This window comes from Paenibacillus tritici, assembly GCF_013204885.1.
Lineage (GTDB): Bacteria > Bacillota > Bacilli > Paenibacillales > Paenibacillaceae > Paenibacillus_AQ > Paenibacillus_AQ tritici.
The window spans coordinates 63,441-80,552 of record NZ_JABMKX010000008.1 but is presented as its reverse complement, the minus strand read 5'-3'; the positions used below and the strand labels follow the sequence as shown (position 1 = coordinate 80,552).

Annotated in this window: 14 protein-coding genes and 1 riboswitch; of the genes, 5 read left to right on the top strand and 9 right to left on the bottom strand. The window is 53.3% G+C overall.

What is annotated here, in order from left to right:
- Window positions 1-7 precede the first annotated feature (7 nt).
- The 4 genes from HQN87_RS15570 (at window position 8) to HQN87_RS15555 (ending at window position 5,277) form a co-directional block, all read left to right on the top strand.
- Window positions 8-1,933 carry a beta-glucoside-specific PTS transporter subunit IIABC gene (locus tag HQN87_RS15570; protein ID WP_173135015.1) on the top strand — a complete coding sequence of 642 codons (1,926 nt, stop codon included), beginning with the start codon at window positions 8-10 and terminating at the stop codon, window positions 1,931-1,933.
- Window positions 1,934-1,979: 46 nt separating this feature from the next.
- The gene (locus tag HQN87_RS15565) at window positions 1,980-3,449 is read left to right on the top strand and encodes a glycoside hydrolase family 1 protein (RefSeq protein WP_173135012.1); all 1,470 of its coding nucleotides are present in this window, start codon (window positions 1,980-1,982) and stop codon (window positions 3,447-3,449) included.
- Between the two features lie 272 nt (window positions 3,450-3,721).
- The gene (locus HQN87_RS15560) at window positions 3,722-4,333 is read left to right on the top strand and encodes an RNA polymerase sigma factor (RefSeq protein WP_173135009.1); all 612 of its coding nucleotides are present in this window, start codon (window positions 3,722-3,724) and stop codon (window positions 4,331-4,333) included.
- Window positions 4,294-5,277, top strand: coding sequence for a hypothetical protein (locus HQN87_RS15555; RefSeq protein ID WP_173135006.1), 984 nt, complete (start codon window positions 4,294-4,296; stop codon window positions 5,275-5,277). Before HQN87_RS15560 ends, HQN87_RS15555 begins: the two co-directional genes overlap by 40 nt.
- A 422-nt stretch (window positions 5,278-5,699) precedes the next feature.
- Here HQN87_RS15555 and odhB read toward each other — a convergent pair whose 3' ends face one another.
- Window positions 5,700-7,016 carry a 2-oxoglutarate dehydrogenase complex dihydrolipoyllysine-residue succinyltransferase gene (odhB, locus tag HQN87_RS15550; protein ID WP_173135003.1) on the bottom strand — a complete coding sequence of 439 codons (1,317 nt, stop codon included), beginning with the start codon at window positions 7,014-7,016 and terminating at the stop codon, window positions 5,700-5,702.
- A gap of 57 nt (window positions 7,017-7,073) precedes the next feature.
- Window positions 7,074-9,941 carry a 2-oxoglutarate dehydrogenase E1 component gene (locus HQN87_RS15545; protein ID WP_173135000.1) on the bottom strand — a complete coding sequence of 956 codons (2,868 nt, stop codon included), beginning with the start codon at window positions 9,939-9,941 and terminating at the stop codon, window positions 7,074-7,076.
- Between the two features lie 472 nt (window positions 9,942-10,413).
- A riboswitch (cyclic di-GMP riboswitch) is annotated at window positions 10,414-10,498 on the top strand.
- Window positions 10,499-10,526: 28 nt separating this feature from the next.
- On the opposite strand from HQN87_RS15545, the gene HQN87_RS15540 reads away from it, so the two are divergent.
- Entirely contained in the window at window positions 10,527-10,676 is a 150-nt protein-coding gene (locus tag HQN87_RS15540; protein ID WP_425516986.1) for an anti-repressor SinI family protein, read from the top strand.
- Between the two features lie 127 nt (window positions 10,677-10,803).
- Here HQN87_RS15540 and HQN87_RS15535 read toward each other — a convergent pair whose 3' ends face one another.
- The 7 genes from HQN87_RS15535 to HQN87_RS15505 all read right to left on the bottom strand — a co-directional run bounded on the left by HQN87_RS15535 (window position 10,804) and on the right by HQN87_RS15505 (window position 17,054).
- A complete protein-coding gene (locus tag HQN87_RS15535; RefSeq protein WP_173135748.1) occupies window positions 10,804-11,136 on the bottom strand; it encodes a helix-turn-helix domain-containing protein in 333 nt (110 codons plus the stop codon).
- A gap of 260 nt (window positions 11,137-11,396) precedes the next feature.
- A complete protein-coding gene (locus tag HQN87_RS15530) occupies window positions 11,397-11,987 on the bottom strand; it encodes a TasA family protein (RefSeq protein ID WP_173134997.1) in 591 nt (196 codons plus the stop codon).
- A gap of 61 nt (window positions 11,988-12,048) precedes the next feature.
- Window positions 12,049-12,645 carry a TasA family protein gene (locus HQN87_RS15525; RefSeq protein WP_173134994.1) on the bottom strand — a complete coding sequence of 199 codons (597 nt, stop codon included), beginning with the start codon at window positions 12,643-12,645 and terminating at the stop codon, window positions 12,049-12,051.
- A 100-nt stretch (window positions 12,646-12,745) separates the two neighbouring features.
- The gene (gene sipW, locus HQN87_RS15520) at window positions 12,746-13,342 is read right to left on the bottom strand and encodes a signal peptidase I SipW (RefSeq protein WP_173134991.1); all 597 of its coding nucleotides are present in this window, start codon (window positions 13,340-13,342) and stop codon (window positions 12,746-12,748) included.
- Window position 13,343: 1 nt separating this feature from the next.
- Complete coding sequence (locus HQN87_RS15515) at window positions 13,344-14,747, bottom strand: hypothetical protein (RefSeq protein ID WP_173134988.1); 1,404 nt, start codon at window positions 14,745-14,747, stop codon at window positions 13,344-13,346.
- A 1,036-nt stretch (window positions 14,748-15,783) separates the two neighbouring features.
- Window positions 15,784-16,761, bottom strand: coding sequence for an aldo/keto reductase (locus tag HQN87_RS15510; RefSeq protein ID WP_301953184.1), 978 nt, complete (start codon window positions 16,759-16,761; stop codon window positions 15,784-15,786).
- Between the two features lie 80 nt (window positions 16,762-16,841).
- A complete protein-coding gene (locus HQN87_RS15505) occupies window positions 16,842-17,054 on the bottom strand; it encodes a YczO family protein (protein WP_173134985.1) in 213 nt (70 codons plus the stop codon).
- Between the last annotated feature and the right edge of the window lie 58 nt (window positions 17,055-17,112).

Below are 17,112 nucleotides of genomic sequence, written 5' to 3'. Positions count from 1 at the left end.
ATGACAAGTGAACAACAGAGAATTGTCCCAGGAGATTATCCGCCGAATCGGAGGAAGTGCGAACATTGTTCAAGCCTGGCACTGCATCACAAGATTACGCTTCAATGTTAAGGACGAGAAGCTGGTTCAGGTCGCTGAGATTACGAAGCTGCAAGGTGTGCTGGGGGCACAATTTCAGAATGACCAGTTCCAGGTGGTTATCGGAAATAACGTTGCCTCCGTCTATGCGGAGGTAGAGAATGTTATGAAGGAATCAGCGACGTCTGAGTTAAGCGGAGCAGAACGTTCAGGCACCGGGGCGAGAGGATTCAATGCCGTGCTTGATACGATTTCCGGCATATTCACGCCTATTCTGCCGGCGATTGTAGGTGCGGGGATGCTCAAGGGCGTACTTGCCCTCTTGGTCACACTGGGCTGGATCTCGGAGACCAGCGGAGAATACAGCGTATTCACGATGATCGCCAATGCCTCTTTTTATTTCCTTCCGTTTCTGCTCGCAGTCTCTGCCGCCAGAAAGTTCAAGGTGAATGAATATCTGGCTCTGACATTGGCGGGAACCCTGCTGTATCCGACGATCCTGGATGCGTATAATGCCGGGAAGCTGGAAGCAATCCCCTTCCTTGGCCTTCCGGTCTCTATTGTGAATTACACGCAATCCGTGATTCCGATCATTCTGGGCGTATGGCTGCTCAGTTATGTCTATCGCCTGATCGACCGGTTGATCCCGAATACGCTTAAAATCATATTCACGCCTATGCTGGTTCTCGCAATTACAGTGCCTATAATGCTTATTGCCATCGGTCCCTTGGGAAATTTCGGGGGGATCTATCTGGAGAAGGGCGTATCCTGGCTGTTTGCCCACTCCGGTCCGCTGACAGGGATTGTGCTTGGAGGCCTGATGCCGCTGATTGTTATGACAGGCATGCATTACGCGTTTTTCCCGGGAACCTTGCAGAACTTAAGCAAACTCGGTTATGACGTTCTGCTGCTGCCGATCAACTTAATTACCAATCTGAGTCAAGCCGGAGCTGTACTCGCCGTATTTCTTCGGACCAAAGATCCAAAGATGAAATCTGTGGCCCTGACCAGTGGGATTTCCGCCTTATTAGGAATTACGGAGCCTGCGTTGTATGGGGTCAGCCTTAAGCTCAAAAAACCTTTCTATGCCTCGATCATCGGGGGGGCTGCCGGAGGCGGGTTCATCACTGCCGTTGGACTGAAATGTTACGGGTTTGCCGTCCCGGGCCTGTTATCACTCCCGCTCTATATCCAGCCGGGTGGGGGGATGAAGAATTTCGGCTATGCAGTGATCGGAATTGCCATCAGCTTTGTCGTCTCCTTCGTCATGACACTGATACTCTGGAAAGAGACCGACAGCGCAAAGGCCCGCAGCGAGCGGCCTATGGGGAGTACTGCTGCCGACCGGAGCGAAGCAGGCACCCCTGCACCGCAGGCTGTCCAATCTGTACAGGATAAGAAAAATGAAATCTTCAGTCCCTTCCAGGGCGAGCTTGTTGCGCTTCAGCTTTTGCCGGACAAGACCTTTGCAGACGAGCTGACAGGTAAAGGCATTGCGGTTAAGCCCGCCGAAGGACGGATGACAGCACCTTTTGACGGAATCGTTACGATGGTTGCCAAATCGAAGCATGCAGTGATGCTCCGTTCCACAGAAGGGGTGGAGGTGCTGGTTCATATCGGATTAAATACCGTATCGCTTAAGGGCCAGCATTTCGATGTGAAGGTCGTACCTGAGCAAAAGGTGGAAAAAGGCGATCTGCTTGTCGAATTCGACTTGGAGGCGATAGAAGCCAAAGGAATTAATATAGTCTCGCCCGTAATTGTAACCAATACACCGGATTATCTGGATGTTGTTCCAGTCCAGGTGAAGGGGGTGATTCCAATGAATGGAATACTTCTTTTCACGATTAAATAATCAGCAATCCTAAAAAAATATCATTCTGGAAGGAGTTAGATGAATCATGTTAAAACATACAGAGGGATTTTCTTTTCCGCAAGGATTCTTATGGGGGGGAGCTACAGCGGCCAACCAGTTGGAGGGGGCTTACGACGCGGATGGCAAAGGACTATCCACTTCAGATATGGCACCGTTTATCCCGCATGAATTGCGGGACGGCAAGGATTTTACGTTCGATGTGGATTCTGTACAGCTGGAGGAGTATCTGGACGGGGATACCGGAGTTTATTTTCCGAAGCGCAAGGGTGTGGACTTCTACAATCATTATAAAGAGGATATTGCACTTTTTGCCGAGATGGGATTCAAGGTCTTTCGTCTTTCGATTGCCTGGACGCGCATTTTCCCTACGGGAGAAGAAACGGTACCTAATGAAGCCGGACTTGCTTTCTATGATAAAGTGTTTGATGAGCTGCTGAAGTATGGAATTGAGCCGCTGGTTACCATCTCCCATTATGAAATGCCTGTGGAGCTGTCAAGAAAATATAACGGCTGGGAAAACCGGAAAATGATTGAGTTGTATCTGAAGTTTGCCAATACTCTATTCGACAGATACAAAAATAAAGTCAAGTACTGGATTACCTTCAACGAAATGAACATGATTCTGACCAGCCTGTATACAGGAGGCGGTATTCTCGAAGACCGCATTCTGGGAACCAAGGAGCAAGTGGCTTATCAGGCTACCCACCATCAGTTTGTGGCCAGCGCGCTGGCGGTTAAGAGCTGCAAGGAGAAGATCCCGGGTGCCCAAATCGGCTGCATGATCTGCCGTCTGGAGACCTATGCGGCATCCAGCAAGCCTGAAGATGCGCTGCAGACGCTCAAGGAAGATCAGATGAATCTGTTCTATCCGGAGGTTCAGGCGCGCGGAGAATATCCGGCCTACATGCAGCGTTACTTCAAAGAGAATCAGATCGAGCTGGTGAAAGAACCTGGTGACGATCAGATTCTCAAGGACAATACGGTGGATTACATCGCGTTCAGCTATTACATGACCTATATTGGCAAATACGACCCGAATGACAACAGCAACTCAGGGATGCTCGTAAGCCAGATCAAAAATCCGCATCTCCAGGTGTCGGAATGGGGCTGGCCTATTGATCCGATCGGCTTAAGAATTGCCCTTAACCGGCTGTATGACCGTTACCGGATGCCTCTGTTCATTGTTGAGAATGGATTGGGTGCGAAGGATGTTGTGGAAGAAGACGGCTCTGTCCATGATTCCTACCGGATCGATTATCTGCAGAAGCACATTGAACAGATGAGAGAAGCTGTACAGGACGGAGTAGAACTGATGGGCTTCACCAGTTGGGGACCTATTGATATCATCAGCTGTTCGACCTCGGAGATGGAGAAACGTTATGGCTTTATCTATGTGGATCAGGACAACTCCGGCAACGGGACGCTGGAAAGATCACGCAAGGATTCCTTCTACTGGTATAAAAAGGTCATTGAAAGCAATGGCTCGGAGTTGTAAATCATAGCCGTAAATAAATTTCCCAAAACCAGCCGATAAGAGGTGTACCTTCTTATCGGCTGGTTTTTTTGCGAAAAATATTAGTATATGGTGCGGGGGAATTTCCATACGTTCACTTCGCGGGGATCAATGCCGCATAAATGGCTGATTAGAAGCGCCAGTGTAACGTTTGGGATCACGCTGGCATGAAATTATAGAATTTTTTTAATTCAAACGTGCCGCAGGCACTTTTTGCGGGAGTCAGGTGTTATAGAAGTATTACGAGTAAGGAGGTGAGGGCAACGTCACAGGGACATATGCCGGATGGGCAGCAGGTAGAGGCGATTATCATCAGAGTGCAGCAAGGGGAGAGGGAATGTTACTCCCGGATTGTGGATGTGTATCAACAGCCGATCTACCGGTACTGCTGCCGGATGCTGGGGAACAAGCAGGATGCCGAGGATGCGGTGCAGGATGTACTGGTCAAGGCCTATCAATCCATTGGGAGGTACAAGCCCACCGTCAGCTTCTCAGCCTGGCTGTACCGGATTGCCGGCAATCATTGCCTGAATCTGCTGCGTCAGCAGAGAAGACAAGGGTATTTCCTGCGGTTGTTCCGCCCCGACACGGCGGTAGCCGGCCCTGAGGAAGAGCTGGTAGAGCGGCTATACAGCCCGGCACTGGAAGCGGCGCTTGGACGGCTGTCACTGGAGGAGCGGAATCTGCTGGTTCTGCGGGTGTTCGAAGAGCAGAGTTTTCCCGAGATCAGCGCTATTCTGAACATCAGTTCCAATGCGCTGCACAAAAGGATGGAGCGGATCAAACGTAAAGTGCGGGAAATCATGCAGGCGGAGGAGGGGATATCATGGACCGGACAGGAATCAGTGATGAGTACCAAGATATAAAAGCCGCAGCTGTCGGCGGGGAGCAGTTCCCTCTAATCGAGGTGACGGACAGGGTGATGGCCCGGGTCAGAGATTCGGGACAGCAGCGCAGTCCGCGCGGGATCAGGCTTGCGGGCAGAACGGCAGCGTTCTCCGGGGTGCTGGTCATGCTGCTGCTGGTTGCCGTGACAGCTTACGCCGCCACGGAGTATATTCAGATCCGAAATCACGCGGGTGAAGTGAAGGTGCAGCATGTTGCGGAGAATCCTAATCCGGGAGAATCGGCGCCTTATTCCCAATATGCCTCGAAGCTGATGGATTCGGCCAAGCCGGGGGAGCTTATTGCTTATTTCGTCAGAGGAGAGAAACTCCCGGAAGGCGCGAAGTCTGCACTTCAGTACGCGGGGAAGGAGCTGCGTCTGACTGATTATTCGGCTTTTCTTGGAGAGATGAACAAACGGAAGACGCCTGTACTGCCCAAGGAAGCAGGGGGATATGTCTTCAAGTCCGGCACGATCGTTCCCGGTTCACCCTCGGACAAGGAGTATGATACCAACCCGCTATACGGTCAGACTCTTGACGAGTTGACTGCCGAGGCGAGGCAGAACACCGGCCGGAATCTGTTCATGAAGGCCATCCCGTGGACCGAGGTATCGTCCGTTGGCGCTAAATATACCAGGCAGGGGGCGGTTATTGAATTAAGTGCCACCTTAATGCATGGAGGCCCTATGCAGGTTATGCAGCCGCCGGGGGCAACCGCAGAGAAGCTGACGGTAGAGGGCCGTGAGATGGTCCACAATCTGGTAAGCAGACCGGAGGTGCAGCCCGGGTTCAGCTACCATTATCTGAACTGGTACAACGAGCAGCAGGATACCTATTACACAGCGACTACCTATGGGGACCGGGAATTGACCAAGGAGCAGCTGCTGGACCTGGTAGGTGAATTAATCCGGGGCGGATTATAGAGAGGGCATTCATTCGGGTGCCGGTCTGTACAGGCAGAAATGTTGTACATTTTGCAGCTTCGGTCCCTGTATACCTGAATGTTTGGGAGGAATGCTGCATGGAATGCAGGAATTTCTGTGCCAAGCTGCTTGGGAGTAAGGGAGATGCTGCTTTTTATACAACAATTTCGGGTTTGGGCTATTTGGATGAGGCGGATGTTGTATTCTCTGCAAGAATTACATGGTGCGAGTGAGAAGTGGGGGAATGTTTGTTTTAGACTGAGGACTGAAGACTGAAGACTGAAGACTGAAGACTGAGGACTGAAGACCGAAGTTAGTTTAGTTATACAAAACAAAAGGCATCCGGAGAGCGTAGCCTGTACGCTCGATCGGATGCCTTTTAATTGTAAAAGTGTGATTTGAGAAGCGACGAGGCCGCAGCCTTAGCCCTCCAGCAGCAGGGATTCAGGGTCTTCCAGCAGTTCTTTGACTTTGACCAGGAAGCTTACTGCCTCTGAGCCGTCTACGATCCGGTGATCGTAAGATAAGGCGATGTACATCATCGGACGGTTAGCCGTCCGCTCCTCATCCAGTGCGATCGGACGCAGCTGGATCTTATGCATGCCGAGAATACCGACCTGCGGAGTATTGAGGATTGGTGTGGACAACAGGGAGCCGAAGACTCCGCCGTTCGTGATTGTGAAGGTTCCGCCCTGGAGCTCCGGCAGGCTCAGGGTGTTAGCCCGCGCCTTGGAGGCGAGTTCGCCAATCCGCCGCTCGATCTCGGGGAAGCTTAACCGGTCGGCATCGCGGACGACGGGGACCACAAGGCCTTCCTTGGCGGCTACGGCAATGCCGATATCGTAATATTTCTTCAGCAGGAGATCCTCTCCGTCGATCTCGGCATTCAGCATCGGGTACGCCTTGAGCGCGCCGATGACGGCCTTGGTGAAGAAGGACATGAAGCCTAGTCCGACCTCATGCTTCTCCTTGAAGGCATCCTTGCGGCGTTTGCGGATGTCGAGAATTGCAGTCATGTCCACCTCGTTGAAGGTGGTCAGCATCGCTGCCGTCTGCTGCGCTTCGACCAGGCGGCTGGCAATCGTCAGCCGTCTGCGCGACATGCGCTTGCGCTCGGTCGCTTTGCCGTCCTCGGCGTGCGGCGCCTTGCCCGCCGGCACGGGCGGCTTCGCCGGCTCCGGCCGTGCGGCCGCCGCCGGAGCTGCCTGCGCAGCGGCCTGCGGCACGGCTGCGCCATGGCCATTCACATCGGCCTGGCCAATCCGGCCGATAGGGTCGCGGGCACTGACCTCGCCGAGGTCGATGCCCCGCTCCCGTGCCAGCTTGCGCGCCCCCGGCGAAGCCAGGGCCGCAGTGCCAGCCGCCGCACCTTCGGCGGCGGCCGGAGCCGTTACAGCAGCGGCGGGTTCAGCCGCTGCGGCACCTGCGGCAGCAGCAGGCACGCTGCCGCTCTGCGGTGAGGCGGCAGCTGCCGGCTTGCTGCCGCTGGCAGCACCCGCGCCGCTGCCGGCGCCGATAATGCCGATGGCTTCGCCAACGGCAACGTTCTCGCCCGCCTGGCGCAGGATGGAGGAGATGACTCCGTCCTCCTCCGCACTGATCTCAAGATTGACCTTGTCAGTCTCAAGCTCTGCAAGCACATCCCCCTGGCCGACAGTGTCGCCCTCTTTAACCAGCCATTTGTAGATCGTTCCTTCGGAAATCGATTCGCCCAAATCAGGTACTTTTATCTCGGACACAGGCCGTTACCTCCCCAAATATAGTGGATTGCGTTATCGTATGACCGCCTGCTGCGTTCAGGAAGACGGTACAGGTGCTTGCACTTGAGTATTCAGTTTCAGGGCTTCTCTGACAATGCGCCGCTGCTCGAAGCTGTGGACATCTGCATAACCGCTGGCCGGGCTGGAACGGTCCGGGCGGCCGATATACTGGACAGTCACCTTCTGCGGGGCAATAGCCCGCAGCCGGGCGTCGGCATACGTCCAGCCGCCCATATTCTTCGGTTCCTCCTGCACCCAGACGATCTCCTCCAGAGAGCTGAAGGTGCTGAGATGTGCGCCAAGCTCGCGTTCCGGGAACGGATAGAGCTGCTCCAGGCGGAGGATGTGCAGCCAGGAGAAATCCTGTCCGCGTCCAGCTTCAAGCTCGGTCTGGAGGTCGATGGCAACCTTCCCGCTGCACACCACCAGTCGCTTCACCTTTTCCGGATTGCTGCCCAGCAGCGGTTCGGGAAGAACCGGCTGGAAGGCGCCCGAAGCAAGGTCAACTCCCGCTGAAGTGCTGCGCGGGTTGCGGATCAGGCTCTTCGGAGCCATGATGACCAGCGGCCGGGCATCTGCCTGCCCGCAGAGCGCGGCCTGACGGCGGAGCAGATGGAAATACTGCGCAGCACAGGTCAGATTGGCTACAGTCCAGTTCTCCTCGGCGGAGAGCTGGAGGAAGCGTTCCAGCCTGCCGCTGGAGTGCTCCGGCCCCTGGCCTTCATAGCCATGGGGCAGCATGATGGTCAGGTTGCTGCGCTGGGTCCATTTGGCACGGCCGGCGGAAATGAACTGGTCAATAATGACCTGGGCGGCGTTGGCGAAATCGCCATATTGGGCTTCCCAGATGACGAAGGTCTCCGGGGCAAATACATTATACCCATACTCAAAGCCAAGGACAGAAGCCTCTGACAGCGGGCTGTTATAGACCCCGAAGGAAGCCCGGGAATCACTCAGCTGATGCAGCGGGGAATACAGTCCGCCGCTCTCGCTGTCATGCAGGACCAGATGGCGGTGGGCGAAGGTGCCTCGCTGGGAATCCTGACCGCTGAGGCGGATAGGAGTGCCGTCCTTGAGAATGGTAGCGAAGGCAAGGGTCTCAGCCAGAGCCCAGTCGACCCGCTCCCCGTCATTCAGCGCATCCTTGCGGCGCTTCAGAATCCGGTCCAGCTTCGGATAGACCGTGAAGCCATCCGGTACACGCAGCAGCTCGCGGTTAATCTCCTGCAGACCGGCCAGAGAGTAGGCTGTCGGACGCTGAGTAGGCTGATCGGGCTCCAGAGCGACAGCGGTTTTGGACTCCGCATTCTTCTGTTTGCCTTCCTTCATCTGATCGAACGCCTGCTGCAATACACTCTCGGCCTCGGTAATCATGTTCTTCACATCATCCTCGGTGATCACCTTCTCACGCTGGAGGCGTTCTGCATATACCCGGTAGACAGTAGGGTGATTGCGTACCTTGCCATAGACAATAGGCTGAGTAGTATCGGGATCATCCATTTCATTATGTCCATGGCGGCGGTAGCCGATCAGGTCAATCAGGAAGTCCTTCTTGAACTGGTGGCGGTAAGCACTGGCCAGACGGACGGCGGCAATGCAGGCTTCAGGATCATCGGCATTGACATGCACGATCGGAATCTCATACCCTTTGGCCAGGTCGCTGGCGTAATGGGTGGAACGGGAATCCTCGCTCTCCGTTGTGAAGCCGATACGGTTATTGACGATAATATGCACGGTACCGCCATTCTGATAACCCTGCAATTTGCCGATATTAAGAGTCTCTGCAACGATACCTTCACCCGGGAAGGCAGCATCGCCGTGCATCAGCACAGCCATCGCCTTGCTCGTATTCAGCTTCGGCAGGCCCGGTGCATTCCGTTCTTCCTGGGCGGCACGAGTGAAGCCTTCTACTACCGGATTGACGAATTCGAGATGGCTCGGGTTGTTAGCGAGCGTGATCCGGGTGCGTACGGTTTCGCCTTCGCGGACAGCACGGTCAGCCCCGAGGTGATACTTCACATCGCCGCTCCAGCCGTAGGTGACACCCATTGAGCCTTCGGAAGGGAACAGCTCCTTGTTCGGCGAATGATGGAACTCCGAGAAAATAATATCATAAGGCTTGCCCAGAATATGGGCCAGCACGTTGAGTCTTCCGCGGTGCGCCATGCCCATCAGAATATGCTCCGCGCCGTCATGCGCGGCTGCCCGCACAATCTCGTCCAGCATAGGCACGAGGGCGTCATTGCCCTCCAGACTGAACCGCTTCTGGCCGACAAAAGTCTTATGCAGGAAGGTCTCGAAATGCTCTACTTGAACCAGGCGCTTCAGCAGCTCCTTACGCTCCGTATTGTTGAGCGGGGCCGGGGAAGTCATGGATTCCGCCTGGCTGTTGAGCCAGCGCAGCTCGCTCTCATCGTGGACATGCCCGAATTCATAGGCAATGGTCTGTGTGTAAGCCTGCCGCATTCTGTGGACAGCATCCATAGCGGTATGCACATCCGCAGGGGCATTATCCCAGATTAGCGAAGCGGGCAGGGCATTCAGATCCTCGCGGGTGAGCTCATAAGTCTCCAGCTCCAGCCATTTGGCCATCGGATTGCTGCTGCGCTCCAGCGGGTCGATGTTAGCGGCCATATGGCCATATATACGAATATTAGCGATCAGCTTCGAGGCCTTGACAGCCTTCTTGAGCCAGTCGGCATCCGCTGAAACTGCAGGTCCTGGAACCCTCTCGGCGTCTGGAGCCAGAGGAGGGGGGCCGGATACAGTGAAGAGATCGCGGTAATGTTGTTCAACAGAAGAGGGGTCCTTGACAAACTGCTCATACTGCTCTTGGATGTAGCCCAGATTGGGGCCGTAATATTTGTTCCATACAGTTGCGTTATAGGGCTCTTTGACTGCCATGAATAGGTCCTCCTAACGGATAAACTCAGCGCGTGGCATACAGGTGTGCCACTTGGCGGAGCTGCAAATGTTTGCGGTTTCATTCTCATCTTATTGTGCTACTTTCCGGCGGGGTAATCAATTCATACTTTCGTGCAATCCGTTCGCAAAACGGCATGATTCATTACAGTATTCATACAGAACAATCATAATTTAGAGGTTTGTATATTTTGGAAATGGGTAATTGTTTCTATATTTCTATATTATGATTACGGAACGGATCTAGTGCCTCTAGTATATTAAACCTAATATGGATCGTTTGAACTTGGAAATGGAAATATTTATACAAGCCACTGGCAATTTCAGCTAAGGTTCCTCACCATTTAACATAAAAAAATTCCAGAAAACGACACACTATTCGCACAAGATCTTGTATAATGTTATTGCGGAGAACGCTTTCAACGATTCTTGCCAGATCCTTTCACGGAAAGGGTCCAGTAAAGGGTAAACCTGCCGAAAGACAGGGGCACAAAGTCTCGGATCTAAAGTAGAAATACTATGATGGCCGGACTGCCTGGGGACGCGAAAATTCTAGGAGGAGATTTCTTGGATATGTCCAACCAGGGGAATGACGAGCTGCAGGCAGTTGATCTGGATTTAGAATGGGTGTACTTGCTGATGTCTGCCAAGCAGGCGGGTATTCAGGCGGAGGAGATCCGCCGGTTTTTCAGCGAGAAGGCGCTCCAGGCGATGTAGGACGGTCACTTATTGTACGGATACATACAGAAAAGGGCACAGCGAACCGGTCGCTGTGTCCTTTTCTGTGTCCCGGCAGGGCTGGAGACCTGTTGCCGAACCATAGGCTCCGCCTGCTTCAACGTCTTTAATTGTCCTTTTGATCCATGCGCCATTTCTGGTAATCGAGAAATTCCTTGAATTCACGTTTGCTTATTCCTGAGGCCATCGCTTCCTGTACCAGCCGGAACCATTCTCCATCCAGCGCCGGTTCTTCAGTCTCCGCATGTCCGCCATACAGTAATGCGTGAACGGATACCTGAAGCGCATCGGCAATTTTTTCGATAAATTGAATGGAGGGGTTGGATTGGATATTCCGTTCCACATTACTGAGGTATGATTTCGCCACATCAGCCTTATCCGCAAGCTCGGACAAAGAATACCCCTTCTCCAGCCGGAGCCTGTGGATGCGGCTTCCCATAGTATCTGACACGATTACAACGCCCTCCGTACTTTTGTTAAAAGATAAGAATTTATATGCTTCGCGCTATACATTATCCTTATCTTTCTCGCTGTAACGGTACCGCCCCTTAGAAGGACGGCAAAGCCGTTTTCACTTGTCAGTATAACAAAAATCTGTAAAACGAACAAAAATCATTGAACTGAGAAGGAGCGCGACAAAATGGCATACCCCGCCCGGATGAGGGAGGATATGCCGTTTGGGATATAGATGGCTCCGGGTTACTTGGCTTCTCCCAGACCCTGCAGCGCATCGAATGTCCAGTTCAGGGATAAGCTGTCACCCTGGAAGATGTTCTGATCCTGGCTGTTGTCCACGAATTCAAAGGCTACCTTGAAGGTTTTGGACTGGGCGGCGGCAATGCCCCCGGGTACTGCCCCCATGGCTACGAGGTCGTAGCTGGCGATATTCTTCAGATCCTTCAGGGAGACTTCGGAGAGGACATATCCGCTGGTGGAGCCGCCGGTATAAGTATCCTTAAGGAGTTTGACTTTGAAGTGGTCTCCGAGATCCTGTCCGGCGTTATCCCCCAGCGAATCGGTCACGGTGTAACTGGTGGCAAGCTTGAGGAATTTGATATCCAGTGTGCCGTCATTCGATAAGGTGAAGGTGCGGACGGTGTAGTCTCCCGGCTTCAGATTCGTCAGGGCTACCGGTGTATTGAAGGAAGAGCCGAGCTTCAGCGTGCCTGCGGCGAAGGTTGCCGTGCTGGTTGTAGTGGAGCTGAAGTAAGCGAAGGTCCCCCCTCCGATTAAAGACAACCCCAGTGCTGCCGATGCTATGCCAAGACCCAACGTTTTTTTGATACCCATTATTCATTTCCTCCTCGGTTATATTATTGATATTGGTCATTAGGAATTCACTGGCTGTGTCTTACTTCAGGGAGCCTGCTTCCTGGTTAGCTTCGAAATTCAAGGTCAAGGCAAGCGTATCGCCCTGATAGTAGTTCTGCGGCTGCAGGGTTTCCTTGAAGGCGAATTGGATGGTCAGGTTATCCGAGGTGCCCGCCTTAATGCCGGACTTCTCACCGCCCAGGATCGCACCGACAATTCCCCGGGCTACCAGATCGGGACTCTGATTCTCCAGATCAGCCAGGGAGATGACCAGAAGCGGCGATTCTTTTTTATCCTTGTTGACGAGGAAGGTCACAATAATATCATCCTTGAAATTATGCGAGCCGTTGTCTCCCTGGGCATCTGTAATAAGAGAGGAGGTGCGTAGGATCACCTTGGGAATATTGAGCGTCCCGTCATTTTTCAATTTGAAATCTCTTAGAATGGAATCTCCCGGCTTAAGGTTGCTGAGATTAACAATGACGGAGGGATCTGATTTCAGTGATAAAGTTCCGTTGTTAAAAGAAGCTGAGGTGGTGGATGTGCTGCTGAAGTAAGCGAAGGTACCCCCGCCGACCAGGGTTAATCCTAAGGCTGCCGATACAACGCCGAGACCTAATGTTTTTTTGACGTTCATTTGTTCATCCCTCTCTTATGGTTCTGTGTGGTGCATAGCCTGTGCTTCCGGGAGACTATATTGTGGCTCCGCGTTTCGTAAACGGGAGAGGACAATCGGTTCAGGGTATAAGGTCGGACAGGGGGTCAGGCCCGCTGGTCCCGCCCGGTTGTGCATTCTTGTTCTCGAGTGCCGCCACGGCCTTCCAGGAAGAATACAGGGCATAGAGGAGCAGGAGCAATCCAGGGATGATCATCAGCACTACACTTCCGGCTTTGGACACGGCGAAGTTCATGGCGTAGCCGACATAGGGGATAGTTACGCCCGCATATTGGCCCACTACATTCGTAGAGCTGACTGCTGCGGAATCGGCTGCATCGTTATTGTCGCCCTTGGTGGTATAGCTGGCTTCCCCCAGAGCACTGTTCAGTTCTGCTTCGACAACGCGGTGGGTAATCAGAATGTTATCCGGATTCGTAAAAGTAATGACATCGCCCTTCTGGAACCGGGTCATATCTCCTCCCGGCTTAATGGCTATAACGGAGCCGGTCTGGATTCCGGGCTCCATGGAGCCGGATAATACCGTCTTGATCTGATAGCCGAAGAATGAGGGTTCACCGCCGGAGGCTTTGGAGATCAACACGGCTGTGATCAGTACCAGAAAAACCATCAATATCAGTGTGGAAGCTATTGTGCTGGCTATTTTTTGGATGCGCATATTATTCGCCGCCTTTGCTGGTATCGGATTCGGGAGACGGGGTAGCTGTGGCTGTAGGTGCTGCAGGCTGCCCGCTGTCTGGGACGCTTCCGTTGAGTTCCTTATCGGGCTGATCCGCCGGAGTGGCTTCCGGGAGAAGGGTCTCATGCGCCGGAGTGGTTGATGAATTAGCCGCCGGAGTGGCCGCCGGAATGACCGCTGGAGTAGCCGCAGGAATGACCGCCGGAGAAACAGCCGGAGAGGCCGCCGGAATTACCGCTGGAGTAACAGCCGGAACGATCGTCGGAGCGGTAACCTCTGCTTCCGGCGACGCCGCTGGAAGTGGAGGTTCTCCTACTGGAGCATCTAGCACTGGCTCTTCGACTGATGGGTTCCCATCTGGCGCAGCAGATACACGCGGGGTATTCTTGGCCTGCTCCTCTGCGAGCCTCCGGGCTTCGGCGGCCGCTTCCTCCGCTTTGGCTTTTTCAAGTGCCAGCCTCTCCTCCTCCTCTTTCACTGCCTTGGCTTTGTCCAGAAGGGCCGTCTTGGCTTCAGCAATCTCAGCCAGCCGTTCCTGTAGGGTGCTGACGGTGGAAGAGAGGTTGTCCTTGGCTGCTGTCAATTCTGTGCCGAACTGCCCATACGTTGCCTGTAGCTCGGGAGATAACGCCGAATCCGCATTGTAGGCTTGGGTGATCAATGAGAGAACAGGCTCTTCCGCAGGGAATCCGTAGGCTGCATCCCGGAGAAGTACGCGGTCCGGATTGCCGGTTGGCAATGATCCGCCGATATCATGAATGGTACTGAGATAATTCACGATTCCGGTTAACGTATCTGTCAGCGACTCCGACAAAATCCCGCTTAGATGCAGGCTCTCCTGCATTTGCTCGAAGAACTGGGCGTCACGGATTTCCAGGCAGTTGGGTTCAAGGTTCACTATATATCCTCCGAGCTTTTGCAGAATGGCCGCTGCGCTGCCAATTTCCTGCAGAATTTGCTGCCAGACCGTCCCGTTGAAGCTGAGCTGTGTCCCCAGTGCGGCAATTTCGCTGCTGGCATGAAGGAGTTGCGCCGAGATTTCACCGGTAGCCTGATCCAGCTCATCCAGTGACAGTCCGCTGGCAGTGAGGGAAGTATTGTACACTCCGCTGATGCTGTAACTGCCAAGGGTTGCCTTCAGTTCAGTAATTGTACGGAGATGTCCGCTGAATTCGGACAACAGCTGTTCGATCTGACCCGGGAATACCGAGCAGAGCCCGATGGAGCTGATCTGCTCCTGGGTGGTATGGAACTCCCCGTAAGTGCTGCCGATCTGATTCGAGGTATACATTAGAAGTACAGATACCGCCACGCCGGATTGCAGAATCCGCAGGCCGAGTTTCGTAGTGTTCCGTTTGCGCCGTTTGGCAGATCTGGGGTACATAGCTAAGCCCCCTCTCAACATGCTGATTGATTGTTCGGTAGTTGTTATTCATTGTTCGATGTTCGGTATTCGACATTGGACATTCAAGAATCAATTTTCAATATTCGTTATAATCGTTCTTAATAAAGAACGTTTCCGTAATCAAATCATACACTGCCCGGCTAGAAAAAGAAAGATGTTAAATACAGCGGAATGTTCGCAATAAAGCACGAATAATTCTTATTATCTTGATTTAACTACGTATATCGCTGTTTTTCACAAATGTTCTTAATAAAGAACGATTGATTCGGATGGAGGGTCCGGGATTTTGGCCATACCCCTCTGAGTCAGCCGAAAGTGGTTAGGAGGTGTGAATGAAGAGTAATAGTGCACCTGAATTGGCTGGAAGTGGCTAGGAGGCGTGAATGAAGAGTAATAGTGCACTTGAATTGGCCAGAAGTGCTTAGGAGGTGTGAATGAGGAGCAGAAGTGCGCCTGAATCGGCGGAAAGTAGCTAGGGAGCGTGAATGAAGAGTAATAGTGCACTTGAATTGGCTGGAAGCGGCTAGGAGGTGGGGATGAAGAGTAATAGTGCACCTGAATTGGCTGGAAGTGGCTAGGATGCATGAATGAGGAGCAGAAGTGCACCTGAATCGGCGGAAAGTAGCTAGGAGTGAGAATGAGAGTAATAGTGCACTTGAATTGGCTGGAAGTAGGCGATACGCCGGAGCGAGAGGGAAAAATCCCTCTGAATATGGCCGAAGTAGGCGATACGCCGGAAGGAGAGGGATAAATCCCTCTGAATTTGTTGGAAGTAGGCGATACGTCGGAGGGAGAGGGATTAATCCCTCTGAATCGGCCCGAAGTAGGCAATACGCCGGAAGGAGAGGGATAAATCCCTCAGAATCAGCCAGAAGTAGGCAATACGCCAGAATGAGAGGGAAAGATCCCTCTCATATCTACCCAGCCTATTAGACAATCCCTATAAGTTATCTTTTAGTTGGTAGTAGTTACTGTGTATGAGCTTCTGTTCGGCACACTAGTTTATAGTGTAGTCTCATGGAAGCTTTTCCCCGCGTGAGCTGACATACAGCTCATACCATTCCTTGCGGGACAGCTCAAGCTGTTCCGCCCCTGCGCAGGCTACGATCCGCAGCGGATTCACGGTGCCGATGACAGGCATGATGGCGGCAGGGTGCGTCATCAGCCAGGCCAGCACGATGGCTTCGGCTGTCGTGCCTTTCTCGTCAGCAAGCGCCCGCACTCTGGCCGCTGTATGCACGACACTCTCCGGCTGGCCTTCCAGCGGCCGTCCGCTGAAGAGGCCCTGGGCCAGCGGCCCCCAGGCCTGGAGCTGAATGTTCTCGGCGCGGCAATACTCCATCGTGCCCTCCGGGAACGTGATGTCCTTCCACTCCTCGCGGTTGACGCTGAGTACCGCATCGACCCAACTGATTTTGGACAGGCTCATATGCAGTTGATTGACGATGAATGGCTCGTCACAATAGGCTTGCAGCAGCTTGATCTGGGCAGCGCTCATGTTGGAGACGCCGAAGTGGCGTACCTTACCTGCGGCCTTGAGCTGATGCAGGGCTTCGGCGACCTCCTCGGGGTCCATCAGCGGATCGGGGCGGTGAAGCAGCAGAATATCAATATACTCTGTACCCAGCCGCGCGAGAGTTCCATCCACACTGGCTAGAATATGCTCCTTGGAGAGGTCGAACCTATTGGAGAGGTCTCCCGGCTCCATCAGCTTAATGCCACATTTTGACTGCAGGATGATGTCTTCGCGCAGTCCTGGACGCTCTTGTAGGAGTTGCCCGAACACTTTCTCCGCTTTTCCCCGGGTGTAGATATCTGCATGGTCAAAAAAATTAATCCCGACCGACAACGCCGCATCCAGCGCCTCATGTCCCTGCTTCATATTCGAAGCGGTGACTGGTTCACGGTCCCAGCCGCCGCCCAGCCCCATGCAGCCCAGGGCGATACGGCTGGCGGGTATGCCGCGCTGGTTAAGTGGTAACGCTCTCAACAATAATATTCCTCCATTCACTATCGCTCACAACTTCTGAGTACCCCGGAATTCGGTACGTGACGTTGAAATTCTGCACTTCGTTAGAATCCGGTATGGTACTTCTTGTCGCTGGAGGAGCGGTGCTTCGTGCTCTCTTTATCCTTCTCCTCTTGCTGCTCTAATGTCAGGTCCTCTACGGGGATCGGATCTACATTCTGCTCACTTTCGTCCAAATCGAACAAGCTGGGGTTGTCCGTAGGATATTGCTCCGGGTGATCGCGGTTGTCTCTAATCGGCTTTTTGTCATCGCTCATCTTGGACTCACTTCCCTTTCTTTCCAGAATATCCGCCGGTAAAGAGGCCCGGAATTTA

Bases quoted from the DNA above. Each gene is read 5' to 3' on its own strand.
- HQN87_RS15565 (WP_173135012.1), top strand. From the start codon at position 1,980: ATGTTAAAACATACAGAGGGATTTTCTTTTCCGCAAGGATTCTTATGG.
- HQN87_RS15555 (WP_173135006.1), top strand. From the start codon at position 4,294: ATGGACCGGACAGGAATCAGTGATGAGTACCAAGATATAAAAGCCGCA.
- HQN87_RS15545 (WP_173135000.1), bottom strand. From the start codon at position 9,941: ATGGCAGTCAAAGAGCCCTATAACGCAACTGTATGGAACAAATATTAC.
- HQN87_RS15535 (WP_173135748.1), bottom strand. From the start codon at position 11,136: ATGGGAAGCCGCATCCACAGGCTCCGGCTGGAGAAGGGGTATTCTTTG.
- HQN87_RS15530 (WP_173134997.1), bottom strand. From the start codon at position 11,987: ATGGGTATCAAAAAAACGTTGGGTCTTGGCATAGCATCGGCAGCACTG.
- HQN87_RS15525 (WP_173134994.1), bottom strand. From the start codon at position 12,645: ATGAACGTCAAAAAAACATTAGGTCTCGGCGTTGTATCGGCAGCCTTA.
- sipW (WP_173134991.1), bottom strand. From the start codon at position 13,342: ATGCGCATCCAAAAAATAGCCAGCACAATAGCTTCCACACTGATATTG.
- HQN87_RS15515 (WP_173134988.1), bottom strand. From the start codon at position 14,747: ATGTACCCCAGATCTGCCAAACGGCGCAAACGGAACACTACGAAACTC.
- HQN87_RS15505 (WP_173134985.1), bottom strand. From the start codon at position 17,054: ATGAGCGATGACAAAAAGCCGATTAGAGACAACCGCGATCACCCGGAG.